The sequence below is a fragment of the Yaniella soli genome (assembly GCF_054782375.1).
In genome coordinates, this window is record NZ_BAAGSP010000018.1 from 38,651 (window position 1) to 63,855 (window position 25,205).

Genomic DNA, 25,205 nt, shown 5'->3' on the forward strand with positions numbered 1-25,205 from the left:
ATTCCTTATGGTGCCTGACGTTGTCACTGGAAGAACCACAATACTGATCGGGCCCTGCTAACTGTGCCCACCCGACTCATCAGAGCAAAGGAAGATACTCTTGGCAGAGAACCTCACCGCCAACGTACATGACGTTGTGATTATCGGATCTGGCCCGGCCGGCTACACCGCCGCCATCTACGCGTCACGCGCGGCCCTGAATCCAGTGTTGTTTACCAGCTCCGTCGAAGCAGGCGGCGAACTGATGAACACAACCGACGTCGAAAACTTCCCTGGCTTCCCAGACGGGATCATGGGGCCAGAACTTATGGGCCACTTCGAAGCACAGGCCCGACGCTTTGGTACCGACGTCCAGTACGAAGACGTCGTCGACCTTGACCTCAATGCTGAACCAAAACGAATCACCCTAGCCAACGGAGACATCCACCAGGCACGCGCGGTCATCCTCTCCACCGGCTCCAAGTACCGCGAACTCGGTCTCGATGGCGAGAGCGCGCTCACCGGTAAAGGCGTCTCATGGTGTGCCACCTGTGACGGCTTCTTCTTCCGCGACCAACCGCTAGCCGTAGTGGGCGGCGGCGATTCCGCCATGGAGGAAGCCCTGTTCCTCACCAAGTTCGCGTCCAAGGTCTACGTCATCCACCGTCGTGATGAACTGCGCGCCTCACAGATCATGGCCGATCGTGCACTGGCCAACGAGAAGATCGAGTTTATCTGGAACTCCCAGGTGGTCGCGATCAATGGCGAAACCAAAGTTGAATCCGTCGATCTAAAAAACCTCGTGTCACAAGAGGTCAACACCCTCGACGTCAACGGTGTCTTCATCGCGGTGGGCTCGGATCCACGCACCGAGCTGGTCAAAGATCAACTCGATATCGACGAAACAGACGGCACCATCGTCGTGCAAGAACCATCCACTGCAACCAAAGTCCCAGGCGTCTTCGCTGCTGGTGACGTGGTCGACGGCAAATACCGCCAGGCCATTACCGCCGCCGGTATGGGTGCGAAAGCTGCTATCGACGTAGAAGACTACCTGGTCTAAGCAATACAAAGGTTTTCAACGTACAGAACCAATCGGAAGGAACATTATGGCGACCATCGATGTAACAGATAACGATTTCCAAGAAAAAGTCATCGACTCTGACAAACCAGTCATTGTAGATTTTTGGGCCGTATGGTGTGGCCCATGCCGTCAGCTTTCGCCAGTACTTGACGAAATTGGCGACGAATACGCTGACAAGGTCACCGTGGCCAAGGTCAACGTGGACGACAACCCGGGTATTGCAGCCAAATATGGCATCACCAGCATCCCGACTGTCTACGTATTCAAAGACGGTGAAAAGGTTGCCACTTCTGTTGGTGCCAAACCGAAGCACGTCCTAGAGTCGGAGTTCGCTGACTACCTGAACTAAGGATCCTACAGCAACCAAAATGGGGGCGATGGTCAAGATATAGACCATCGCCCCCATTTTCATGCGGAGGAGTCCGCGCTTAGCTGGTGGTGTCCTGACTAATGAGGCCCATGATTCGGTTCAGATCATCGACTGAAGCGAAATCGATTGCTATTCGGCCCTTCTTTGCACCTAAAGTAATCTTGACCGAAGTGTCGAGTAGATCAGTGAGCGAGGATGCGAGTTCATCGAACTGTCGAGTGTTCCGCTGTGCTCGTGTAGGGACTTTCGCGGCGTCCTCATGGTTACGAGCCAGAAGACTGGCAAGTTCTTCTGTAGCTCGTACAGACAAACCCTCATTGATCACCCGCTGGGCTAGCTGGATCATAAGGTGCTCGTCATTGAGCCCAAGGATTGTCCGAGCATGGCCGGCAGACAGAACGCCTGAAGCCACCTGTCGTTGTACGGCCGGGGGCAGGTTCATAAGACGCAGAGTGTTCGAGATGTGGGGACGTGAACGCCCGACACGCTTCGACAAGATCTCTTGGGACCAACCGAAGTCGGTCATAAGTTGGTGGTAGGCCGCGGCCTCTTCTAGTGCGTTGAGTTCACTGCGGTGAATATTCTCCAGGAGCGCCTCACGCAGCATATCCTCATCTGCGGTATCTCGAACGATCGCGGGAATAGTCTCGAGCCCCGCTCGCTTTGTGGCTCGCCAACGACGTTCACCCATGATGAGCTCATACTGACCCACCTCTGGGGTAGGGCGAACAATAATTGGTTGAAGTACTCCCACTTCCGAGATTGAAGCTACGAGTTCGACCATCGCATCTTCTTCGAATTCGTCACGTGGCTGCCTGGGATTTGGTCGAATATCCTCGACCGGAATGTGATTCAGGAGGCTTTCTGTCTCGTCATCCTGCCCTATGTCGGCGGGTTCCTCAACAGCCTGCGTACGCGAACGATCGAGTATAGGGTTCGGCATCGATGTGCGGCTCTGTTTGGGTCGGCCGTTATTCTTTACCTCTCCACTATCATCACCGAAGAACAGATCTGACGGCCGACGTCGATCGCGCGTAGGTTTGGCCCCCTCTAAGTAACGAGAGCCGACATCCTCTTTCGGTGGCTCATACTCAATTGATATTGATTTAGTACTTAGATCGGAGTTGGCTTCGTCAGGGACCTGCTCGGGAACATCTTCCGCTTCTTGGTCGGTCGTTGTCTCTTCTTCTGATGTGTTCTGAATCAGAGCACCCAGGCCTCTGCCTAGACCTCTCTTATTCCTCTTCGGTTGCTGCGCCATAGTGCTCCTCCATCGACCTGATCTATCAGTCCTACTAGACAGCTCTAGTCTATCCATTAAATGGTGTTGTTGTGTTGTTTCACGTGAAACTGGCGAGCCGTGGTTGTAGCGATTACTGCCGGCAAGGTCACGCTGTAGAGTGGATCTAAATAGGAGTAGTGACTGCCGTTCGTACTCAAGTATCCTGAGCATGATCAGAGTAGACTGTCTGCTCACTCTTTACAGCGCAAGTCAATTGTTGGGACATCCAATAGCAGCCTGCGTCTCGGTGCTTGCTTCACGTGTCACGAGCTTCTTGAAATGAATCTCTTGTGCATTTCGACAACCGCACGGGCCCAGGTATGACGACCCTTACTAACTACTCCTTATAGGCATATCTTTGGGTATAAACTACGAAGGAAAGTAATCTTGCCAGCCAACATGGACATTCTGGCGCGGCCTGCTGTTAATGCCCAACAATGAGCTATAAGCCAGGGAACACTTTCACTATAAGAGCTGTGTTTCACGTGAAATCCGAGCGCCTATTCGTCCGGTCGGCGCAATTGTTTGACACATAGTGCATCTACCTGACTCTCTTCGTTGTTAGGGTCGACAGGACCGTTTCATGTGAAACACACGATCGAACGTAGGTGCCATTTCTTCCGGATGGAAGCGATGTCCACTGTTTCACTTAAAAACTGACTGAGTACCAACTACCGAAGACTTAGGCTAGAGCAAATGCAGAATATACCGCTCTAATGAATGAATGCTCGCCTCAATTGCTCCATGCCGGTGTCGAATCCTTCGATGGATGGCGCACTTATGCAATCATACGGTTTCACGTGAAACGCTATACACTATGACGGTCACGATTGCTGGACACTCGCTTCCAGATCAGAGCAGCATGCCGCAACTAGGAAATCACTTGAAGCCTCCCGAGCCAAAACGCAAATCCCGGAGTGATGGAGGCATTTCACGTGAAACTCCCAAGGATGCGAAGCTGCGTGACACCGCCAATTTCAGTTCAGAATCTTCACCTTAGATGAATCGAAAAAGTACCCAGAGTGTCCGAGTCTTGTCCACCATCCGCTGACTGTGACAAACAATCCTTCACAAAATGCATACTAGTAAACATGCAATGACGGAATCGAAGCGCTTTCGTCTGCGCACGACACTTCATAGGTTCCACGTGAAACGCTTACCGGGACCGCTAACAGAGCTGACAGAGTCGCTAAGTTGGCGGGTCACTTCTCGGCTGCCGATGCATCGAATTCCTTGACGACACGATATTTGGACTACACGAGATCGTGCTGCATCGCATGAACCTCCTATCCTGATCAATTGCGCGTCCCTTTACGGCTTCCGCTCAGTATGATGGGCAACAACACACAGGATATGGCCAATTAGAAGCCCGAGATTAGGAACAATTCACTAAACTGACTGACGCTCGCGTTTCACGTGAAACGACTATCCTACTTCTCTACGAACAAGTTGTATATCATGAATGGGCACATAGGCTCCCTCACCACCATCAATCGACGCCGGGAATCCCAACTTAATGCCATCGTGAGGCCCATAGCCTAATTAGCGGATCCTCACAGCATATTCTGACCAATATCAGAAATCACTAAACCTGCTGTGTGAAAGCACCAGTTGAACTGATCAAGTCCAAAGAGGGCTTGTGAATTCCATGATTCGCGTGCTTCCTATCATTCCTCTTGTAGCAGCTCGTAAATGGGCACCAATTTTACACGATATGGTATGTGGTTCCAATGTTCCACGTGAAACAAAAACTGAAGCAACAAACTCGTCAGTGTTGATGATTGAACTGCCCACTATACTCGTCCGACACAATATTCGTTCAGACATGTCTCGAAGCGTTATCTTACAGTAAAAGGAGAAGCGCCAGAGCCTAATGGGCGTGTCAGAAAAGTAGTTCACAGCGTGGGTTTGCGTCTTCCAGTACAGTGTGCAATTCCTATACGAGAGAGACAGGACAGGGTTTCACGTGGAACATAATCAAAAGCGTGTCGCCCCAAAAGCTCAATGCACTACGTAAAACTCCGGGCTAGATGTGATACGCGAGCAAAAAGACCGTTTCACGTGAAACAGCGACTATTATACTGGATCAAACCCTATAGCACGCCAACTATCTCAACAAATCAAGTGATTACCGTTTAGTTCCACGTGTAGCAATTTCCATTGCCGCCTCACGATAGCTCAGGGCTCCGGTCGAGCTCGGATCATAAGTGAGCACGCTCTGCTGATAGGAGGGCGCCTCTGAAATACGTACGTTGCGTGGAATCACGGCATTGAGTACCTGATTCGGAAAATAATCCCTGACCTCTTCGGCCACTTGTACGGCCAGATTTGTACGAGAGTCAAACATTGTCAACACGATAGTCGAGATATGAAGGTCAGGATTCAAATGTTCCTGAATCATCTCGATGTTCTTCACCAGTTGGGAAAGACCTTCCAACGCGTAGTACTCGGTTTGAATGGGAATCAGGACCTCATTGGCTGCCACAAACGCGTTGACGGTCAGTAGTCCGAGGCTTGGCGGACAGTCGATGAAGACGTAGTCAATGCGGGGGAGATCATTGGCTTCACGATACTCAAAGTACTTCTGCAAGGCCCTGGTTAGTCGTTGCTCACGAGCAACAAGGGAAACCAATTCGATTTCTGCGCCAGCCAAATCAATCGTCGAGGGAGCCACGAAAAGATTGTCCGTGTCGGGGTTCGGGTAGAGAACTTCTTTGAGGTCCCAGTCTTCAATAAGCACATTATAGATCGACGGAGTGCCCTGCTGATGATCAATGTTCAGTGCAGTCGAGGCGTTACCCTGGGGGTCCGTGTCAATGACCAAAACATTCATGCCCGCACGGGCCATCGCCGTCGACAGGTTCACGGTGGTCGTTGTTTTTCCGACTCCGCCCTTTTGGTTCGAGATCGTGATGATACGGGTACGGTCAGGACGTTGCATTCGCTTGGTCTTCAACTTCTCGCGTCGACGGTTTTCGGATTCCAATTGACGGGCGAGCGGCGTCGATGCGGTGCTGTCAGCACCCTTCGGCGTTTCACGTGAAACTTTATCCTGATCGACCAAGCCAGCCTCCATTACTTTAAATTTGAAGTACTTGTATTCGTATAGTTAGGAACCATAGGTAAGTCTCGCAACTGTCGTTGGAACTTCCAAGAGTTCGTCGCCGACGGTGAGCACTTCTGAGTTCTTGGTTTTGAACTTTCGCAGCACCTTATCGGCCTTCTCGATTTCAGTCGCTGCACTTCGACCTTTAATGGCCAAAAGTTGCCCCTGTCCGTGCAATAACGGCACGGTCATTGGAACCAACGATTTCATCGCAGAGACCGCCCTGGCAGTCACGATATCCACATCAACCGTATCGAAGACTTGTTCCGACCGTCCACGCACAACGTCGACATTTTCGAGTTCGAGATCCTCGATCACCAAGTCCAACCAGTCCACGCGACGTTCCAGTGGTTCGATCAACACGAACTGGACGTCCGGGCGTGCAATAGCCAATGCGATGCCAGGTAGTCCTGCACCAGATCCAACGTCGGCAACGAGCGCGCCCTTTGGAATCAGCTCGTGGACGACTGCACAGTTCAGTACATGTCGTTCCCACATGATGGGGATCTCGCGGGGGCCAAGGAGGCCCCATTCTATCCCTGTGGTCACAAGGTGCTCCACGAAGCGTTCAGCAATACCTATGCGATCACCGTAGATAACCTCAGCTGCGTCGACGATCCAGGCATCCTGACGAGACAGTTTCGTCTCTGCTGGGTCGGAATCAGGGATAGGTTGTTTCTCGGACAAGACTATTCTCCGGGACTAATCACTACGTGACGGCGTGGGCCTTCACCTTCTGATTCGGAATGCAGGCCAGCCTCTGCGACCACGTCATGCACGATTTTGCGTTCGTATGGGCTCATCGGCTTCATATGTTCGACGTCACCGGATTCTTGCACCTTGTTAATGGACTCACGTGCTTGATCCCGCAGTGAGTCCGCACGCTGTGCACGGTGCTGTCCAATGTCGAGGATCAGACGTGAGCGCTCCCCAGTGGAGGAGAGCACGGCAAGGCGTGTGAGTTCTTGGAGCGCGTCAAGGGTCTTGCCATCTTTGCCAATCAGACCGTCGATGCTCTCGGCACCCTCGGGTACAAGAACGGAGAGGTAAGTCCGGTCGTTGCGCACCTCGATATCGATGTCGCCATCCAGATCGGCGATGTCGAGAAGTTCTTCGATGTAGTCAGCGGCGTGGTCGCCTTCTGCTTCGAAGTTGGTTTCCGTGACCTCTTCGGTCACTTCTTCCGTGGCGTTAGGTTGTTCTGCGTTCATCGTTTCTTCCTAGGTTTTTTCACAGGTTGCTGGCGCTGACCTTTTTGTTTCGTCGCCTCTTGTTCAGCCTTCTCGGCTGCTTCTTGAGCGGCTTTCCCAACAGGTGGCAGGCCTTTGACTGCACGACGTTCATTGAGTTCACGTTCGGCAACGGAGCCGGGAGTAGGGTTCCGTCGAATGATGAAGAGCTGCTGCCCGACGGCCCAGAAGTTTGTAGCGGTCCAGTAGATCAACACACCAATTGGGAAGTTGAAACCACCGATCGCGAAGATGGCCGGGAAGGCGTACAGCATGATCTTCTGGGTTTGCGCGAACTGTCCGGTCTGAGCTGCTTCGGACATGTTCTTACCCATCAGGGTCTTCTGCATGTAGAACATGGCAGTGACCATCAGGATGATGAGGATGACGGCAACGATGACGACGTTAAGGTCAAAGTTTTCACCGACGTGGTCGCCAAGGATGTCCGACATCTGTGCACCGGCGAACGTCGAGTTGGCAAACGACTGCACTTCTTCGATGGAGAGTGCACCAATGGTCTCACCGCTGTCGGCTGCTTGAGATGCGGTTACGAGCACGCGGTAGAGGGCAAAGAAGAACGGCATCTGCACGAGCATTGGCAGACATGCTGCAAACGGACTGGTACCGCGGTCTTTGAACAACTGCTGTTGTTCCATAGCCATGGCTTGGCGGGAGAGCTGATCCTTTTTATTTTTATACTTTGCTTGCAGCTTCTTGATCTCAGGCTGCAACTCTTGCATGGCACGTTGAGATTTTATCTGCTTGACGAATACCGGAATCAGCAACGTCCGAATCAGGATCACGAGTAGAACAAGCGCCAGTGTCCAGGTCCAACCCGAAGCGGAGTCCATCCCGAGAAAACTCAGGACGGTGTGGAACATACTTAGCACCCATGAGACCGCCCATGTAAAGGGGAGAAGAATTGTGTCAAAAAATCCCATAGTTTATTTATCCTCTTCGGTGGCCTCAACATCCGGCGGAATTACCGGATGGTTCAGTTCAATAATGAATGGTTGTTTGCCATCCGGCCAAATCCTATTCCCCGGAGGAACCGGATCTATGCCACCATCTTGCCAAGGATGACAACTCAGCACACGTCGTCCTGCCATAAGGCTACCCTTAACAGCCCCGTGCGTATAAACCGCTTCTAGGCCGTAGGCTGAACATGTGGGAAAGAATTTACATACATCTCCATAGCTTGGAGAGATGACCTTTCGATATGCTCGCAGCAGCCAGCCAACGATGGTTGATGGCAGAGCTCGAAGAAATCCCCATTCGGTAGCGCTGTCCTTCACGATAAACGGTGAGGGCTGCGAGCCGGAATGGGACTCCTCGTGCTCATTGCTGTTTTTCACGACGCCTAAACTTTCGGAGTGCTCCGTGTACCGCATGGGTTGCTGCTTCTTCAAGTTCGTCGAAGTCAGCGTTTGCCGATGCCGGTAATGCTCTGACGACGAGGTCAACTGTTCCATCAGGTACATCGATGCCACGGTCAAAGAGTTCAGCGACGATGGCACGTAGTCGACGTTTTACCCTGTTGCGGATGACGGCATTTCCCACAGCTTTGGAAACAATAAAACCTGCTCGTGGGTCGTCGCCCGTGATTGGTCGAATATTTGCAGATACGACAACGTTCCGATTGCCGAAACGGGAACCGGAACGTTGCGTATCAAAAAATTGTGCTGTAGTGCGTATTCGTTGGTGTTGCGGTAGCACTAGATCAGGCTCCTACGACCACCGATCACTACTTTCTACTAGGCGCTCAGGCGTGCGCGACCCTTGCCACGACGTGCTGACAATACTGCACGTCCGGCGCGAGTACGCATACGGGAACGGAAGCCATGCTTGCGCGCACGGCGGCGGTTATTCGGCTGAAAAGTCCGCTTAGACACTGTTATTCTCCACACTCAGTCAAACGCAGAAGCATGCTTGGGGAAGTACGTCTCATACTGCGGTTGCCCAAAAACTTCGCGATATTCGTTCATTATCTATTCATATTTACCCGGTCGCGGCCATCAAAAGGGCACGCTGCACCCCGGGTAAGACTTCCTTAGTCTAAGAAGCACAACCGATTTGGTCAAATTCGACAAGATACTCGACTACCCGAAATGATCCACTGTGTATAAGCTGTGCATAACCATCTCGTACCTGTGGAGATTAAGGCTATGGTTGGGGAGGCGCAAGTACAAAAACGTTGCGATCTCGAGACAAGAGACAACGAACTGCACCGACGGTGTGACGAGCAAACAGTGCCGTGATGACGAGGGAACTCATTGTCAGTACGGGCAGCGTGAATTGGGGTTTTAACGGATGAGTGTAAGCGAATCGATCATCAACTCGTGGGATCGAGTTGTTGAGAACATGCGCGCATCAGGTGACGTCGGTCCAAGTCAGATGGGATTTTTGGATCTCGCGCACCCGCAAGGACTCATCGCAAATACTCTGCTGTTAGCGGTCCCCAATGAGATGACTCGCGACATCTTAGAAAACCAGCTTCACGAGTATCTGGCAGATGCACTCACCGAAGTTTTTGGCACCGACATCAATTGCGCTTACTCCATCGACACCTCCATGCACGCCACCACGCCATCAATACCTAGTTCTCCACCGCCATCCATACAAGAAGAATCCACTGTGGACAATGTTGTGGATATCTCAGAAGCATCGCAGTCCCACTCGGAACGATCTCTGTCAGACGAACCGCTCATGGATGACCTTTTTAGCTCACAAACCAACCCTGCAGCTGCACTCAATGGTGGCGCGCAATTAACAGTCCCGCCAAATTCAGGTGAACGTTCCCGACTCAATGAGCACTATCACTTCGACAATTTCATCACGGGTTCATCCAACCGTTTTGCCCATGCAGCAGCGTATGCCGTTTCGGAACAACCGGCGAAATCATACAACCCACTGTTTATTTATGGTGAATCCGGTCTCGGCAAAACGCACTTGCTCCATGCCATTGGTCACTATGCTCAAGAACTCTTTCCTGGCCTGCGTGTTCGCTACGTCAACTCCGAAGAGTTCACCAACGATTTCATTAACTCGATTCGCCATGACGAGGGTGCATCCTTCAAACAGATCTACCGCAACGTCGACATCCTGCTCATTGACGACATCCAGTTCATGGCCAATAAAGAAGCCACCGTTGAAGAGTTCTTCCACACCTTCAACGCCCTCTACAACAACCACAAACAGGTTGTGATCACTTCGGATCTCCCACCGAAACAGCTATCTGGGTTCGAGGAACGGTTGCGCTCCCGCTTCGAGTGGGGCCTCACCACGGATATCCAGCCACCCGATTTGGAAACTCGGATCGCGATCTTGGCCAAGAAGGCCGATGCTGAACGTATTACTGTGCCAAAAGATGCGCTGGAATACATTGCGTCACGCATCGATACCAATATTCGCGAACTTGAAGGCGCCCTAACGCGCGTCACCGCTTACGCTTCGTTGAATAATGAGCCGATCAACCTCGATCAAGCGCAATACATTTTGAAAGACTTGATCACTGACGACGATGCTCAGGAGATCACCTCGGATCTCATTATGGACGAGACCGCAAACTATTTTGGCTTTACGATTGCCGATCTGCAGTCCAAGTCCCGTACCCGCACATTGGTGACCGCCCGACAGATTTCCATGTATCTGCTGCGCGAATTGACTGAAATGTCGCTGCCTCGCATCGGAGCTGAATTCGGCGGACGCGATCACACCACGGTGATGCACGCTGATCGAAAGATCCGGGATCTGATGAGTGAACGGCACGCGATTTACAACCAAGTCACCGAGCTCACGAACAAAATTAAGCAGCGCGCTCGGAACGTTTAAAAGTTTCTTCGGAAATTTCTCATCACTCCACATTTTGGTGTTCAACTTCTGGTTTTGCGTAGATACCTTCAGGTTAAGGTTGAACAGCTCTCCACACACCCCTAATACCCCTATTTTGGCTCAGGCATTCTGATCCAGCGCTATCCACAAACTTGAGGTCCACCATTGTCCACAGTCATCCACAGGCTTTTCCACATCGGGTTTCAGGCTGCTTGTTGAGCTTGTGGAAACTCTTGTGGATCATTAAGGGATAACTCGCTTCTGACTGCGGACAACTCGCTTAATCGGTGGAATAACAACGATGTAAGAAATTTGATGCTGCACAAGTTACCCACAGGCAGTACGGGGATAACTCACTTAAGGCTCCACAGGTCGAACTGTGCAATAGGGCCAATGCACAGGCTTTTCCACAGTATCCACATCCCCTATTAACACCACTATTCCTTTAAACACCTCTAAATAACGATGAGCTGGCTGGGGACTTCTCGTGAAGTACAAAAACCCGATCAACACCGTTGCCGGAATACCTCTGTTTTGAGAATGCTTGTCGACGCGACCAACAAAATCACGCTAAGCTGTCTGAGCACCCCTAATATTTTCGGGTGTCCAATTTTTGTCATTGAGCAATCTTGCATTGCAATTTCTGAGGGAAGGCAGACTCTTCGTGAAGTTCACAATCGGACGGGATGTTCTTACTGACGCTGTCACTTGGACCGCACGTTCTTTGTCGCCTCGACCACCCGTCCCAGTTTTGCGTGGTCTGCTCATTACCGCTGAAGACAATCTGGTGTCTATCGCCAGTTTCGACTACGAGACCTCTGCGCAGCTCGACGTTGAAGCACATATCGAAACCGAAGGTCAGATCCTGGTTGAAGGACGGATGCTCAGCGACATCGTCAAGTCGCTCCCCAATGCACCGGTCACCATTGAGCTCACAGACTCTCGCGTCATCGTCACGTGTCAGAACTCAACCTTTACCTTGGCCACCATGCCGGTTGAAGAGTACCCTGCACTGCCAACCATGCCTGAAGTTGCCGGCACCATCGACGGCTCAACATTTGCAGAAGCAATTTCTCAGGTCACAGCAGCCGCATCGAAAGATGACACTCTCCCCATTTTGACCGCCGTCAAAATCGAAATCGAAGGCGACAAGATCACCTTCTTGGCCACTGACAGATACCGTCTGTCGATGAAAGAAATTACGTGGACCCCACATGATCCACAGATTTCTACTTCAGTACTAGTCAAGTCTCGTACCCTCACCGAAGTCGCTCGCTCCCTAGGTGGCGGCGGAGAAATTGAATTCCGTTTGGCAACTGCAGAAGATGATGCTGAACTCGTGGGCTTCTCCTCTGGCGGTCGTCGGACCACCAGCTTGTTAGTTGATGGAGAATACCCCAAGATCCGTTCACTGTTCCCAGAAGAATCCAATATTTATGCAACCGTAGACACTTCCCTGCTGATGGAAGCCGTCAAACGTGTGGCGCTGGTGGCAGAGCGCAACACTTCTTTGCTCATGATGTTCAGCGACAACGAAGTATCACTGTCTGCAGGACAAGGCGACGACGCGTCGGCCACCGAATCTGTACCCGTTGAGATGGAAGGCGAAGACATTACCGTCGCCTTCAACCCGTCCTACCTTTCCGAAGGACTCAACGTAATCGGCGGACAATACACGCGCTTCGCATTCACCACCGCACCAAAACCGGCCCTACTCACAGGCAAACAAGAACTTGAAGGCCCGCAGAATGAGGACTACCGGTATTTGGTCATGCCGATTCGCATTCCGAACTAACCGTGTACCTTTCACACCTTTCACTGACGAATTATCGTTCGTATGAACAGGCCGAAATTGAGCTCAAGCCCGGCCCTAACATCCTGATTGGTGCAAACGGTGTCGGCAAAACCAATGTTGCCGAAGCCATCAACTACCTAGCTGTTCAGCACTCTCACCGTGTATCCAACGATCACCCGCTGGTACGCATCGGTGAAGACCAAGCACTCGCACGGGGCCGGGTTCATCGTGGTGAACAAGCAATCTCCGTCGAATACGAGATTAACCCCGGCAAGTCCAACCAGGTCGCGATCAACCGTGGCGCACCTCAAGCAGCACGGCAGGCCTACGGAATTTTCAAAGCAGTCCTCTTTGCCCCCGAAGACATTGAACTCATCGGTGGCCAACCCGATATCCGCCGCCGGTTCATGGATGACCTCATCGTCCAGATGCGACCGGCACTCGGGGATGCCCGACGAGACTTCGAGCGGGTGCTGAAGCAACGCAACGCACTGCTAAAGTCCGGCCGCAAACCCGGAGCCTGGACTGACGAACACGAAACCACCCTGGCGGTGTGGAATGAGCATCTCTCGCGCGCCGCAGCACGGCTGATCAACGGACGCTTACACGCACTGCGGTTGTTGGCCGCTCCGACTTCCAAAGCCTATGCCGAATTGTCCAATGGCAATAAGGTTGCCGGCTTCGCTTATCAATCCACAGTGCCCATGGCGACAGGCCAACATGCCGAAGTCCCCGATGAGACCGAACTCTACGAGGCCATATTAGAAGAGCTAGAAAACGCGTATCGCTCGGAACGCGACCGCGGTGTCACACTCATTGGTCCACACCGCGACGACCTGGTCATCACCCTGGGGCCCGCCCCGGCGAAAGGGTTTGCCTCGCATGGCGAAACTTGGTCACTGGCCCTTGCCCTCCGGCTGGCTTCCTACCGAGTACTGGCTGAAGATGATCCGAATCCCAACAATAGACCGGTGCTGATTCTTGATGATGTCTTTGCCGAACTTGATGTGGCTCGGCGAGCTCGTCTGGCAGAGATGACCCGTGACGCAGAACAACTGATCATCACTGCCGCGGTGAGCGCAGATATCCCCGAAGAACTCACCGGCACACACATACCCATTCAGATGCGGGACGGTATCTCTTCTTCCGGCGCACATCACGAGAGTCTCGAGACGCTCAAACTGCTGGAGGCCAATTCCCTCGACGAGTTAGAGCACGACGAGCCGGCAGAATCATCGGATGGTTCAACCGATGACTGACCATGATGTCCCGGAGGAACACGACGATATTGATGCGGCAGCTGCTGCGCTACAACGTGTGCGCCAGGCTGCGGCAGAATCAGGGTTTCAACCAGGTATGGCTGGCCAGCACCAACGCCGCCCGAAAAAGAAACGCAGCAAACAGGACCCCCCGGTGCGTTCAGCAGGACCGCAACCCCTCGGCGATGTGTTTTCGAAATTCATTGCGCAACGAGGTTGGAAAGAACCGGTCGCAGTCGGGTCAGTCTTGGCCGATTGGTCTTCGATCGTTGGTCCCCAGATTGCCGAGAACGCCAAGGTCGAAACCTTCGAAAACGCTCGCCTAGTGTTGAGAACCTCCTCGACCGCATGGGCCACCCAATTGCGACTGCTCACCCCACAATTGATGCATAAATTTAACGAACGGTTGGGCCCAGGCGTCATCACCAAGCTGGAAATTAAAGGCCCGGCCGGTGGAAATTATGGTCGACGCAGCAAGCGAGATTGGCGATAAACGCCGCGGCGGTACAACGGCCTGTAGAGCGATTTTTGGGCTGGCAGCTGGATCCCGCCTCATTATCGGACCTTTCATGCAGCCACAAAGGCCATTCTGGACGTTCTAGCAGAGGTTTTATCCCCAAGCCTCCCAGCATTTTGAGCGAAACGCGACGAAATGTCGTAGAATAGGCTCGTTATAGACTTTCTGATTTTGATCTGCAGTGCTGTTAAGGAGCAAAACGGCCCGTGTCTGAGAACCTAACTGACAACAATGTAGCCACGGCTACACAAGCGCAGTCTGAACTGCAACGCGTAGAGCATTCCTATGAAGCCGGCGACATTACCGTACTGGAGGGGCTCGAAGCAGTTCGGAAACGACCGGGCATGTACATCGGTTCCACTTCGGAACGCGGACTCCACCACCTCGTCTATGAGGTCGTGGATAACTCCGTGGATGAGGCACTTGCCGGTCACGCAGACACCATCAACGTGACGCTGCAAAAAGACGGCGGCGTGCGCGTGGAAGATAATGGTCGCGGTATCCCCGTGGCAATGCACCCCACCGAAAATAAACCCACCGTTGAAGTGGTCATGACGGTGCTGCACGCCGGCGGTAAATTCGGTGGCGGCGGGTATGCGGTATCCGGTGGTCTACACGGCGTGGGTGTCTCCGTAGTCAACGCTCTTTCTTCACGCGTGGTGACAGAAATTCACCGTGAAGGCTCCATTTGGAAGATCTCGTTCAAAAACGGCGGCCTGCTTGACGATGCCCTGCAGCAAGCTGGCACGACCGACCGCACCGGTACGACCCTCACGTTCTACCCGGATGAAGAGATCTTTGAGACCACGTATTTTGATTTCGAAACGCTGCGGGCACGTTTCCAGCAGATGGCCTTTTTGAATAAAGGCCTGCGCATCACGCTGACAGACGAGCGCGATGAAGTCTCAGAAGTTTCGACCGCAGACGAGATCGCCGGTGAAACCGACAACGAAACCCTGGTCGATGCAGAAGCCGAATTGCAGTCTGATGACGCCTTCGACGAGACCGGCGAAGATACTGAAGACGCGATTCGTCGGGTCGACTATCTGTACGAAAACGGTCTGCTGGACTACGTCACCCACCTGAACACTGCCAAACGCGCGGACCTCATTCACGAAGACGTCATTGCCTTTGATCGGGAAAACACCGACATGGGGATGTCCATTGAGGTCGCCATGCAGTGGACCACCGCGTACTCCGAATCCGTCCACACCTATGCCAACACCATCAACACGCATGAGGGCGGTACGCACGAAGAAGGCTTCCGTGGCTCGCTGACCTCGTTGATCAACCGGTATGCGCGCGACAAACAAATCCTGCGCGAAAAAGACGACAACCTTACCGGTGACGACATTCGCGAAGGTCTCACCGCCGTTATCTCGGTCAAACTGTCAGAACCACAGTTCGAAGGTCAGACCAAAACCAAGCTCGGCAACTCCGAGGCACGCGGCTACGTATACTCAGCGATGACCGAGCAGCTCGGTGATTGGTTGGAGTCCCATCCCGGCCCGGCACGCGATATTATCCGCAAAGCCCAGCTTGCCGCCCAGGCTCGCATGGCCGCACGCAAAGCACGCGATCAGGCCCGCCGCAAATCACCGTTGGAATCCTTCGGTATGCCCGGCAAGCTCTCCGATTGTTCTTCGAAAGATCCCGAATCATCCGAAATTTACATCGTGGAGGGTGACTCGGCCGGTGGTTCAGCCAAACAGGGCCGTGACCCAAAAACCCAGGCCATCCTGCCGTTGCGTGGCAAGATCCTCAACGTCGAGCGCGCACGTCTCGATCGCGCACTAGGCAACGCAGAAGTCCAAGCCATGATCACGGCATTCGGTACCGGCATCGGCGAAGAATTCGACATCGAAAAGGCCCGCTACCACCGCATCGTATTGATGTCGGACGCCGACGTGGACGGCCAGCACATCACAACCTTGCTGCTGACCCTGCTATTCCGTTATATGCGCCCGCTCATCGAACACGGCTACGTCTACCTGGCACAGCCACCGCTGTACAAGATCAAATGGTCCAACCAAGCCGACGAGCACGTCTTCACCGACGAACAGCGCGACGCAGCCCTGGCCCGCGGTGAAGAAAAAGGCTGGCGCCTGCCAAAAGACAACGCCATTCAGCGCTATAAGGGCCTGGGCGAAATGGACTACCAGGAACTGTGGGAAACCACCATGGACCCCGACCAGCGGACCCTGCTGCAAGTCACCATGGACGATGCCGCAGCAGCAGACCAGGTCTTTTCCATGCTGATGGGCGAAGACGTGGAATCACGCCGCAACTTCATCCAAGAAAACGCGAAAGACGTTCGATTCCTCGACATCTAGGCCCCAGCCACACCGCTTAACATACTTTTCGACGACGACTCGGAGATGACAACCCCGTGAGTGACGAGCAAACACCCACCACCGACCAGCCAGAACGGTCCGGCGTAGACCAAATCGATCTACAGACCGAAATGAAACGGTCCTACCTCGACTACGCCATGGCCGTTATCGTGGGACGTGCCCTGCCCGACGTGCGAGACGGCCTGAAACCAGTCCACCGCCGCGTCATCTACGCGATGTTCGACGGTGGCTACCGACCAGAGCGCTCCTTTAACAAATCAGCGCGCGTCGTCGGTGAAGTCATGGGTAACTACCACCCACACGGCGACTCCGCCATCTACGACACCCTGGTGCGCCTCGTCCAAGACTGGGTCATGCGTTACCCGCTCGCCTTGGGTCAAGGAAACTTCGGTTCCCCCGGGAACGACGGTGCTGCCGCTCAGCGTTATACCGAAACCAAAATGGCGCCATTGGCCATGGAAATGGTCCGCGACATCGACGAAGACACCGTCGACTTCCAGGACAACTACGACGGCAAGCAGCAAGAACCCACCGTGCTGCCGTCCCGCTACCCCAACCTACTGGTCAACGGTTCCACCGGTATTGCCGTGGGTATGGCCACCCAGATCCCACCGCACAACCTGCGCGAAGTCGCCGACGGTGTGCAGTGGTACCTGGACAACCCAGAAGCCAGCCGCGAAGAACTGCTCGAAGCCCTGCTGAAACGCATCAAGGGCCCAGACTTCCCATCCGGCGCCCAAATCCTGGGGCACTCGGGCATCGAACAGGCATACCGCACCGGCCGTGGCTCGATCACCATGCGCGCAGTCGTCAATGTTGAAGAAGTTCAGAACCGTACGGCACTGGTCGTCACCGAACTGCCATACATGGCCAACCCGGATAACCTGGCCCGCCGCATCGCCGAACTCATCAACGAAGGCAAACTTTCTGGCATCGCCGATGTGCGCGACGAAACCTCTGGTCGTACCGGTCAGCGTCTGATCATCATTCTCAAGCGCGACGCCGTGCCCAAGGTTGTGCTGAACAACCTGTATAAACACACCGCCCTGCAGGAGAACTTCTCGGCCAACATGCTGGCGCTGGTGGACGGTGTACCGCGCACCCTGTCACTCGACGGGTTCGTGCACTACTGGGTCAAACACCAGGTCGAAGTCATTGTTCGCCGTACCGCCTACCGCAAACGCAAGGCCGAAGAGCGCGCGCACATCCTGCAGGGTCTGTTGAAGGCCCTGGACATGCTCGATGAGGTTATCTCGACCATTCGTGCATCGGCCTCGGCAGAAGTCGCTCGTGAAGAAATCAAAAACCTGCTGAACATCGACGATGATCAAGCACGCGCCATCCTGCTCATGCAGTTGCGCCAGTTGGCCGCACTGGAACGTCAGAATATTCAGGAAGAATACGACGAACTCCAGGCCAAGATCGCCGAATATATCGAGATCCTCGAATCCCCTGTGCGTCAGCGCGAAGTCATCTCCGGTGAACTCGCCGGCATTATCGATCGCCACGGCGACGACCGTCGTACGGAGATCCTCTACGGTTACGACGGCGACATGTCCGTTGAAGACCTCATCCCAGAAGAGGAAGTCGTCGTCACCGTCACCCGTTCGGGCTACGTGAAACGCACCCGTGTTGATCTCTACCGCGCCCAAAACCGGGGTGGCAAAGGTGTACGCGGTGCAGCGCTGAAGGATGAAGATGTCGTTGAGCACTTCTTCACCACCTCAACGCATAACTGGCTGCTGTTCTTTACCAACTTTGGTCGTGTCTACCGGATCAAGGGGTACGAACTCCAAGACGCCGGTCGTGATGCGCGCGGACAACACGTGGCCAACGTCCTGGCCTTCCAACCGGATGAGCACATTGCACAGGTCCTGACCCTGGACTCCTACCAAGATGCGCCTTACCTTGTGTTGGCCACCAAATCGGGCATGGTCAAAAAGACCCGTTTGGAAGACTATGACAGCCCACGGAGCGCGGGTCTGATTGCCATCAACCTCAATGAGGGCGATGAAGTGGTCGCAGCCAAGCTGATCGACAACACCGAAGACCTTATTCTGATCTCCCGCAAGGGCCAATCACTGCGTTTCACCGCCACCGATGAAGCCCTACGCCCCATGGGTCGTGCAACAGCCGGTGTGAAGGGGATGAAATTCCGTCAAGAAGACGACCTGCTCACCATGGGCGTCATTGAATACGAATCGTACGTCTTCACCATCACCGATGGTGGTTTCGCCAAGCGCACTTCCATCGATGAATACCGCACCCAAAACCGCGGCGGCTTCGGCATCAAGGTTGCCAATCTGCCGGAAGAACGTGGCGAGCTCGTCGGAGCTGAAGTCGTGCTGTCTGACTCAGAAGTGCTAGTTGTGATGGAATCAGGTAACGTCGTACGCTCGGCAGTAGAGCAAGTTCCGATCCGCGGTCGCGACACGATGGGCGTTATTTTTGCCTCACCGGGTAAGAAAGATTGCATCGTAGGTGCTACGCTCAACTACGAAATTGAAGACCTCGAAGACGACGCCGAAGAAGGCGACGACACTGAGGAAACTGAAATGACAGAGGAATCCACCGTCCAAGATCAGGTATCCTCGGATACTGACCGAAATGACGAAGGAGAATAGTGAGTAAGACTCAAGCAGCCAAACCCACCAAGGGTGGCAGCAGTCCAGCGAGCAAGAATAGCTCCGCCAAAGGCCTCGTTCGTCCTGCACCAAAAGCCAAGGCACGCCGAGCTAAGCTCGTCGTTGCCAAGATTGATGCCTGGTCAGTATTCAAGGTCGCTTTCCTCCTGTCTGTAGGGCTGGGGATCGTCACCGTCGTCGCCGGGATCTTGTTGTGGACCACCATGGACCTCACCGGTATCTTCGATGACATCAACGCCTTGCTCGGCACCATTCTTGGAACCGAGGGCGGTGGCACCCAAATTCAGGAGCTTGTCACCCTGGGACAAGTTGCATCCTTCTCCACCATTATCGCCGTACTCAACGTGGTCTTGATCACCGTTGCGGCATCGCTGGGAGCGTTGCTATACAACGTATGTGCGTCGCTCGTAGGTGGAATCGGACTGACCCTGACAGACGACTAAGCAACGTACCTTCCGATTTTGCTTTTTAGAAAATCGCGTGTAAGATTATATTTCGGTTCAGGTCAAAGACCAAACCGAAATGAGGGCGTATAGCTCAGGCGGTTAGAGCGCATCGCTGATAACGATGAGGTCCCAAGTTCAAGTCTTGGTACGCCCACTACACCAGCAAAGGAGTAGACATGAAAAAAGTTCTTCTAGGACTTGCTATGATTACTGCAGCCGGTGTAACTTATAAGATTGTTGCAGATCGTAAAGAGGCCCAAGACATTTGGGCATCAGCAACTGATACAATCAAATAAGTCCTCGGGGGCATGGCGCAATTGGTAGCGCATCTGCTTTGCAAGCAGAGGGTTAGGGGTTCGAGTCCCCTTGCCTCCACCATTAAAAAGAGACCTTCTCCGCGGAGAAGGTCTCTTCGTATCTTACACTTTCTCTACCGTTGTAACTTATCCCTTACTGGGCATAGACATGTAAACTGTGGACCATACAGTGCCAATCTTTTAAAACCATCATGCTGACTTGTAGGTACTCACGAATAAGTAGTGATTAGTGTTTGCTGAGCAGGAAGTATAATAGACAACCTGTCACAAGCAGTTCAATTAGTGTTCAATGCAGCTCATCCCCAGGATGAGCGACCACTCAGTACTTTATTTAGGCAAGAAATCCCGAAGGTATACCGAATCGATATTTTTGTGGGATATGTTAGCGAGAAATCGTTGCGTTATCTCTCTGATCTTGTCGACGAGTTCCCCGAGCTCACTATTAGCCTTACCTGCGGGATGCACGCGCGTGACGGCATGACTCCTGCTCAGCACCATCACGCGCTTGCCTTGCATACTTTGCTAACAGCCAGTGGCCGTGGTGGCGTCTTCGTCATACCTAAGCTGCGCTATCACGGGAAAACCTATCTGTTTCACCATGAAGATCCGTCTCATCTAGAAATGCCACGGGCCTACATCGGCAGTGCAAACCTCTCAGCCATCGTTCCTGGTTACACAGCGACCTTTGAGACAGGTGTTCTTCTTGATCCTGCACCAGAGGAGTTACTCACTCATCTCGAACGGGACATCGAACCTCATAGAACATCTATTGATCATTTTGATGTCCCGATCGTCCCGGATACAAGCTCCCCTATGCATCATGTTGAGGAAGCCAGAGTTATTTCCACCTCGGATGTAATTACCATCATGTCCAGCCCGGCTCAATACACTTTTCATTTGCCGCTCAAAGCCAACGCAAAAAGTAGCTTGAATGCCCATCTCGGTGGGGACGGTGCACGAGCCCAAAAATCAGGTAGCCTCCTTGCTCGGGATTGGTATGAGGGCGAGCTGGTCGTCGATCAGAAATTGTGGGAAGTTGAGGGATACCCAGCAAAAGGCAAGCCTTTCACCGTGGTTACCGACGACGGTTGGTCGTTCACCTGCAAAACAAGTGGCCACGGTGGTAAAAACCTTCGCAGTGAGGGTCGGTTGGCCGTATTCGGCACGTGGATGAAGTCCAAACTTATAGATGCTGGTGCTCTTGAATATGGGGAGACAGCGACTCAGGACAATATCGATCGCTTCGGACGTTCACACCTAACGATGAAATATCACCCAGAGTACGGTGTGTGGTCTTTTGATCTAAGCACCACACAGCAACAGAAAAATGAAAAAACTACTTAACACAAATAATCGAATTGAAACTACAGTACGACTATGATTAACCTATCACACCTTGACATATACACTCAAAGCCTGGACGGTAACAGCGATCTAATTAACAAGGTCGCCGATACTGTATCGACATTCCAACACACTGTCCTCGATAGTTACGATTACATGAGTAACCATCAAGTGTTACTCTATGGGGATGTCCAAAGTGGTAAAACCTCTCACATGCTCGGCGTTGTAGCCGAATGCCTGGACCAGAACTTCGACACTGTCATCGTGTTAACCTCCCCAAACACCCGTCTGGTCGATCAGACCTATTCTAGGATATTTGAGTCATTCTCCAACGTGCTTGTCTGCAAGGGTGACTCTCTCAATGAATTCCGCGCCAACCAACACAGGGTTGTTCCACAGAAGACAGTCATTGTGATGGGAAAAATCACCAAGACACTCGGCAATTGGGTTCAACTATTCAAAGAGACAAAAGCTCTAGAGGGAAACCCGGTGCTAATTATTGACGACGAGGCAGATGCCACGAGCCTGAATACAAAGGTTAATGCCGACGAGATCTCGACTATCAACAACCACCTCACCGAAATTCGTGGATGCGCTACGGCGTGCGTATACATGCAAGTGACAGGGACACCACAGGCTGTATTGTTGCAGAGCGATGATAGCGAGTGGTCTGTGCAAAGTGCGATGCATTTTAAACCTGGTGACAGCTACATCGGTGGAACACAGTTCTTCGATTCTCTATCATCTAACCCGTACACCCGATTGTTCAGTGACAGTGACACTGATGAAGATCGGTACCTGCTTGAGGCTCTTCATACTTACATGCTTACGGCCGCCATTTTCAAAATCAAGAAACAAAGCCTATGCACGATGCTTATCCACCCCAGTCACATGTCGCCGATTCATGATGATTATGAATCCCGTGTCAAAACGAAACTGAAGCATACGTTTGATCATTTCAACGATGCGAACATTCAGAATAGCCTGGCGCGAGTTCATGAGCAGCTTACCAAGACGTACTCCCACGCGCCTGAGTTGGACACTGTCTTGGGCGTGCTCGAGGCTATGCACTCGGAATTTAATACATACATCATCAATAGTAAGAACCCCACGGTGGAATCGGATTGGTCCGATGGGTACAACATAGTCGTCGGTGGCAATTCGCTGGGGCGTGGGTTGACCTTTAAGAATTTGCAGACCGTATTCTACGTGCGCGAATCCAAGCGTCCACAAGCCGATACCTTGTGGCAGCACGCACGCATGTTCGGTTACCAGCGACATCGAGAAACTATGCGTGTATTCATGCCAGCTACCTTGGGTCAGACGTTTCAAGAGGTGCATCAGGGCAACGAGGTCATCAAGAATCAACTTGAATCGGGCACCCCCATCAAGGACATGCGCGTCGTACTCAACGATGGTGTCTCACCTACTAGAGCCAACGTGCTCGACAAGCAACGTGTTCACCACCTTATCGGTGGCGTGAACTATTTCGCTGCCGATCCTAAGAACCCGAAGTTCGATATCCTAGACAGAAAACTCAACGATCTTGTCTTCAAACACGGCAACGATTTCCATCTCAATATGCAAGCCATGATCAAGCTGCTCGGCCATTTTAAGACGGACGTCAAGGACCTGGACTTGGCGACATTCAAGGTTGCGCTAGGAAACTTTGAGGAAACGCGGCCACAACTTACTGCTCGCGTTATTATCCGTACAGATAGAAAAATCAACCACGGTACGGGGGTCCTACTCTCGCCTAATGACCAGAAGATCAGTCGGCATGAGACGACTCACCCTCTGCTAATCCTTTACCGAATTGATGGTGTGAATAGCACTGCGCTGGCTAAAGGCAAATCCACCTGGGCACATGACCCGATTTGGGTGCCGAACATTAAATTGCCAGGTCAACGACAATTCTGGCGAGTCGATGGCTAGCGTTGGTACGGCAAGTTGAGGGCAAAGTACTGTCATTTGTTGGCAGTACTTCGGATGCCAGTGGTCCAGTGTTTCTAGCTTCTTCGGAAACTTGAGCGTAATTGATGTTGTGAAGACACGAATCCATTAGCGGAAGCATCGACATCGATTAGTTAGTAACCGCGTGATGGCCTAATTGAACTTTCAGAAATGGATTGCAGGTTCTGATGATGTTCCAATATCATCAGAACCTGATCTCCATTCACCACAAAAGCGAATTAGTCTACTTCCTCATTGGCTTCTTTGACTCTTTCTGCGATGGTCATAGAATTTAGACGTGAAATCTCCTGGGTGAGGTCGACAGGAGTGTAGTCGCCCGTGAAAATTCGCATAAGACGACTAGCAAGTGGTCGGACGCCCTCGGGCGGAACTGCGTTGCCGATCTGACGTCGTACTTCCGTCGTAGATCCTACGAATTCAAACCAGTCCGGGAAAGACTGGAGACGAGCACGTTCACGATTAGTGAGTGATCTTGGCTCTGGGTAGTGATAGCCCCATGTTCCTCCACCCCCGGCAGCGATGATTGTCTTGGCAGGTTCGTTCCGGTGAATTCGACGATACACGTGGCTGATCATACCTTTCACATAAAACGGGCTATCCTTTGGTATGTCCGTAAAGTTCCCGCCCTCGGGAATTCGATTCAGTATTTCTCTTGTTCTTGGTCGCTGATTCAATTGCTCATTGTTATACGGAACGTCTTCAACATTTTCTAGCGCTTGCCCTGCTGTCAGGTATGGAAAAATTCCATGAGGACCATGAGTCCGTCGCGGATGTTTAAAATTGAAACCCGTGTCCGCTCGTACTCCAACGATTAGGACCCTTTCCCGAAACTGTGGAACCCCGTAATCTGCGAAGTTATACAGCCTTGGTTTTATTAGATAGCCGGGGGAAATGGACTGGAGATCCTCAACTATAGTTTTAATAGCCATACGCTTATTGGCTGTCAATAAGCCCTTGACATTCTCGGCTACGAATACTTTTGGTTTTTTTGCTGTTACGAATTCAGCAAAATTCTTATACAGTCCCCCGCGTTCCCCAGAGAGCCCGGGTTGCTTCCAGATCACAGAGAAATCTTGGCAAGGGAAACCACCCATGACAATATCCGCTTCTGGAATCGTTGGGTCAGTGAACGGATCTATCTGAGTAATATCGCCTAAAACAGTGTTGCTACTAATGTTCCGTTTGAAAGTCTCAACAGCCATTTCTTCAAAATCATTAGCCCAAATAGTCTCAAAGCCCTCTTGCTCGAATCCGAGATCCATGCCACCACATCCAGTGAAAGTGGAAACGATTTTCGGCTTGGGGTTCATTTATACTCCTAGATGACTTACGAAGACTACCGGTTTGAGTCTTCTGTGTAATCCTAACGGGCAATCCTCCTGCAGGATGCACCAAACACTTCTCACCTTCTGATGGCAGAACTGCTAAGTTCAGAGTAGGTGCAGTGGTAATTCCTTGCAGGAGTTTTCCACAGTCCGAGTTGAACTATATGCAATTGCTAGGACACTGTAAGGATTTTGAGTAACAACTCTTGAGAACGCTTTCTCTAAACGTCCAGATCGTTGTATTTTCGAATTAAGAGATTGCGCGGATAGGGGCTTATCGGCGCTTACCGGAAATCGTAAGGCTTGACGGTGCGGGTGTCCCACCGGTAGCGGAGTCTGGCTTCGTGG

General features: G+C 52.4%; 21 protein-coding genes and 2 tRNA genes. 14 read left to right on the plus strand and 9 right to left on the minus strand.

Features of this window, described 5'->3' with window-relative positions; all coding sequences use genetic code 11:
• Window positions 1-94: 94 nt before the first annotated feature.
• Both trxB and trxA read left to right on the plus strand, forming a co-directional pair.
• Window positions 95-1,042 carry a thioredoxin-disulfide reductase gene (gene trxB / locus ACYVJT_RS10380; RefSeq protein WP_343957069.1) on the plus strand — a complete coding sequence of 316 codons (948 nt, stop codon included), beginning with the start codon at window positions 95-97 and terminating at the stop codon, window positions 1,040-1,042.
• Window positions 1,043-1,088: 46 nt separating this feature from the next.
• The gene (trxA, locus tag ACYVJT_RS10385) at window positions 1,089-1,412 is read left to right on the plus strand and encodes a thioredoxin (RefSeq protein ID WP_343956997.1); all 324 of its coding nucleotides are present in this window, start codon (window positions 1,089-1,091) and stop codon (window positions 1,410-1,412) included.
• Between the two features lie 79 nt (window positions 1,413-1,491).
• Here trxA and ACYVJT_RS10390 read toward each other — a convergent pair whose 3' ends face one another.
• The 8 genes from ACYVJT_RS10390 to rpmH form a co-directional block, all read right to left on the minus strand.
• Window positions 1,492-2,694 (minus strand): ParB/RepB/Spo0J family partition protein, encoded by a 1,203-nt coding sequence (locus tag ACYVJT_RS10390; RefSeq protein ID WP_425579866.1) that lies wholly within the window; start codon window positions 2,692-2,694, stop codon window positions 1,492-1,494.
• 2,149 nt (window positions 2,695-4,843) lie between these two features.
• Complete coding sequence (locus tag ACYVJT_RS10395; RefSeq protein ID WP_343956993.1) at window positions 4,844-5,779, minus strand: ParA family protein; 936 nt, start codon at window positions 5,777-5,779, stop codon at window positions 4,844-4,846.
• Window positions 5,780-5,824: 45 nt separating this feature from the next.
• Window positions 5,825-6,460 carry a 16S rRNA (guanine(527)-N(7))-methyltransferase RsmG gene (gene rsmG, locus ACYVJT_RS10400; RefSeq protein WP_343957066.1) on the minus strand — a complete coding sequence of 212 codons (636 nt, stop codon included), beginning with the start codon at window positions 6,458-6,460 and terminating at the stop codon, window positions 5,825-5,827.
• Between the two features lie 50 nt (window positions 6,461-6,510).
• A complete protein-coding gene (locus ACYVJT_RS10405; protein WP_343956991.1) occupies window positions 6,511-7,032 on the minus strand; it encodes a Jag family protein in 522 nt (173 codons plus the stop codon).
• Window positions 7,029-7,991: a membrane protein insertase YidC gene (gene yidC / locus ACYVJT_RS10410; protein ID WP_343956989.1), complete on the minus strand. Its 963-nt coding sequence runs from the start codon at window positions 7,989-7,991 to the stop codon at window positions 7,029-7,031. Before yidC ends, ACYVJT_RS10405 begins: the two co-directional genes overlap by 4 nt.
• A gap of 3 nt (window positions 7,992-7,994) precedes the next feature.
• Window positions 7,995-8,405 carry a membrane protein insertion efficiency factor YidD gene (yidD, locus tag ACYVJT_RS10415; RefSeq protein WP_343956987.1) on the minus strand — a complete coding sequence of 137 codons (411 nt, stop codon included), beginning with the start codon at window positions 8,403-8,405 and terminating at the stop codon, window positions 7,995-7,997.
• Window positions 8,389-8,766 carry a ribonuclease P protein component gene (rnpA, locus tag ACYVJT_RS10420; protein ID WP_343956985.1) on the minus strand — a complete coding sequence of 126 codons (378 nt, stop codon included), beginning with the start codon at window positions 8,764-8,766 and terminating at the stop codon, window positions 8,389-8,391. The genes yidD and rnpA overlap by 17 nt, the downstream gene beginning before the upstream one ends.
• A 38-nt stretch (window positions 8,767-8,804) precedes the next feature.
• Window positions 8,805-8,942, minus strand: coding sequence for a 50S ribosomal protein L34 (gene rpmH / locus ACYVJT_RS10425; protein ID WP_343956983.1), 138 nt, complete (start codon window positions 8,940-8,942; stop codon window positions 8,805-8,807).
• Window positions 8,943-9,360: 418 nt separating this feature from the next.
• On the opposite strand from rpmH, the gene dnaA reads away from it, so the two are divergent.
• From dnaA to ACYVJT_RS10485, 12 genes are all read left to right on the plus strand, one after another.
• Complete coding sequence (gene dnaA / locus ACYVJT_RS10430) at window positions 9,361-10,881, plus strand: chromosomal replication initiator protein DnaA (RefSeq protein ID WP_343956981.1); 1,521 nt, start codon at window positions 9,361-9,363, stop codon at window positions 10,879-10,881.
• Between the two features lie 664 nt (window positions 10,882-11,545).
• Window positions 11,546-12,676 (plus strand): DNA polymerase III subunit beta, encoded by a 1,131-nt coding sequence (dnaN, locus tag ACYVJT_RS10435; protein ID WP_343956979.1) that lies wholly within the window; start codon window positions 11,546-11,548, stop codon window positions 12,674-12,676.
• Window positions 12,677-12,678: 2 nt separating this feature from the next.
• Window positions 12,679-13,935, plus strand: coding sequence for a DNA replication/repair protein RecF (recF, locus tag ACYVJT_RS10440; RefSeq protein ID WP_343956977.1), 1,257 nt, complete (start codon window positions 12,679-12,681; stop codon window positions 13,933-13,935).
• Window positions 13,928-14,428, plus strand: a complete 501-nt coding sequence (locus ACYVJT_RS10445; protein ID WP_343956974.1) for a DciA family protein — start codon at window positions 13,928-13,930, stop codon at window positions 14,426-14,428. The genes recF and ACYVJT_RS10445 overlap by 8 nt, the downstream gene beginning before the upstream one ends.
• 287 nt (window positions 14,429-14,715) lie before the next feature.
• Window positions 14,716-16,785, plus strand: a complete 2,070-nt coding sequence (gyrB, locus tag ACYVJT_RS10450; RefSeq protein ID WP_343957064.1) for a DNA topoisomerase (ATP-hydrolyzing) subunit B — start codon at window positions 14,716-14,718, stop codon at window positions 16,783-16,785.
• A 56-nt stretch (window positions 16,786-16,841) separates the two neighbouring features.
• A complete protein-coding gene (gyrA, locus tag ACYVJT_RS10455) occupies window positions 16,842-19,430 on the plus strand; it encodes a DNA gyrase subunit A (RefSeq protein WP_343956972.1) in 2,589 nt (862 codons plus the stop codon).
• Window positions 19,430-19,894, plus strand: a complete 465-nt coding sequence (locus tag ACYVJT_RS10460) for a DUF3566 domain-containing protein (protein WP_343956970.1) — start codon at window positions 19,430-19,432, stop codon at window positions 19,892-19,894. The genes gyrA and ACYVJT_RS10460 overlap by 1 nt, the downstream gene beginning before the upstream one ends.
• An 83-nt stretch (window positions 19,895-19,977) precedes the next feature.
• Window positions 19,978-20,051, plus strand: a tRNA-Ile gene (locus tag ACYVJT_RS10465).
• Between the two features lie 22 nt (window positions 20,052-20,073).
• On the plus strand, window positions 20,074-20,193 hold the full coding sequence (locus ACYVJT_RS10470) for a DLW-39 family protein (protein ID WP_343956968.1): 120 nt from the start codon (window positions 20,074-20,076) through the stop codon (window positions 20,191-20,193).
• 6 nt (window positions 20,194-20,199) lie between these two features.
• Window positions 20,200-20,275 (plus strand) — tRNA-Ala (locus ACYVJT_RS10475).
• Between the two features lie 221 nt (window positions 20,276-20,496).
• Window positions 20,497-21,558, plus strand: a complete 1,062-nt coding sequence (locus tag ACYVJT_RS10480) for a restriction endonuclease PLD domain-containing protein (protein ID WP_343956966.1) — start codon at window positions 20,497-20,499, stop codon at window positions 21,556-21,558.
• A 33-nt stretch (window positions 21,559-21,591) separates the two neighbouring features.
• On the plus strand, window positions 21,592-23,493 hold the full coding sequence (locus tag ACYVJT_RS10485; RefSeq protein WP_343956964.1) for a Z1 domain-containing protein: 1,902 nt from the start codon (window positions 21,592-21,594) through the stop codon (window positions 23,491-23,493).
• Window positions 23,494-23,750: 257 nt separating this feature from the next.
• On the opposite strand, the gene ACYVJT_RS10490 is transcribed toward ACYVJT_RS10485, so the two are convergent.
• Complete coding sequence (locus ACYVJT_RS10490) at window positions 23,751-24,842, minus strand: DNA cytosine methyltransferase (protein ID WP_343956962.1); 1,092 nt, start codon at window positions 24,840-24,842, stop codon at window positions 23,751-23,753.
• Window positions 24,843-25,205: the final 363 nt, after the last annotated feature.

Bases quoted from the DNA above. Each gene is read 5' to 3' on its own strand.
- trxA (WP_343956997.1), top strand. From the start codon at position 1,089: ATGGCGACCATCGATGTAACAGATAACGATTTCCAAGAAAAAGTCATC.
- ACYVJT_RS10390 (WP_425579866.1), bottom strand. From the start codon at position 2,694: ATGGCGCAGCAACCGAAGAGGAATAAGAGAGGTCTAGGCAGAGGCCTG.
- ACYVJT_RS10405 (WP_343956991.1), bottom strand. From the start codon at position 7,032: ATGAACGCAGAACAACCTAACGCCACGGAAGAAGTGACCGAAGAGGTC.
- yidC (WP_343956989.1), bottom strand. From the start codon at position 7,991: ATGGGATTTTTTGACACAATTCTTCTCCCCTTTACATGGGCGGTCTCA.
- dnaA (WP_343956981.1), top strand. From the start codon at position 9,361: ATGAGTGTAAGCGAATCGATCATCAACTCGTGGGATCGAGTTGTTGAG.
- ACYVJT_RS10445 (WP_343956974.1), top strand. From the start codon at position 13,928: ATGACTGACCATGATGTCCCGGAGGAACACGACGATATTGATGCGGCA.
- ACYVJT_RS10470 (WP_343956968.1), top strand. From the start codon at position 20,074: ATGAAAAAAGTTCTTCTAGGACTTGCTATGATTACTGCAGCCGGTGTA.
- ACYVJT_RS10485 (WP_343956964.1), top strand. From the start codon at position 21,592: ATGATTAACCTATCACACCTTGACATATACACTCAAAGCCTGGACGGT.
- ACYVJT_RS10490 (WP_343956962.1), bottom strand. From the start codon at position 24,842: ATGAACCCCAAGCCGAAAATCGTTTCCACTTTCACTGGATGTGGTGGC.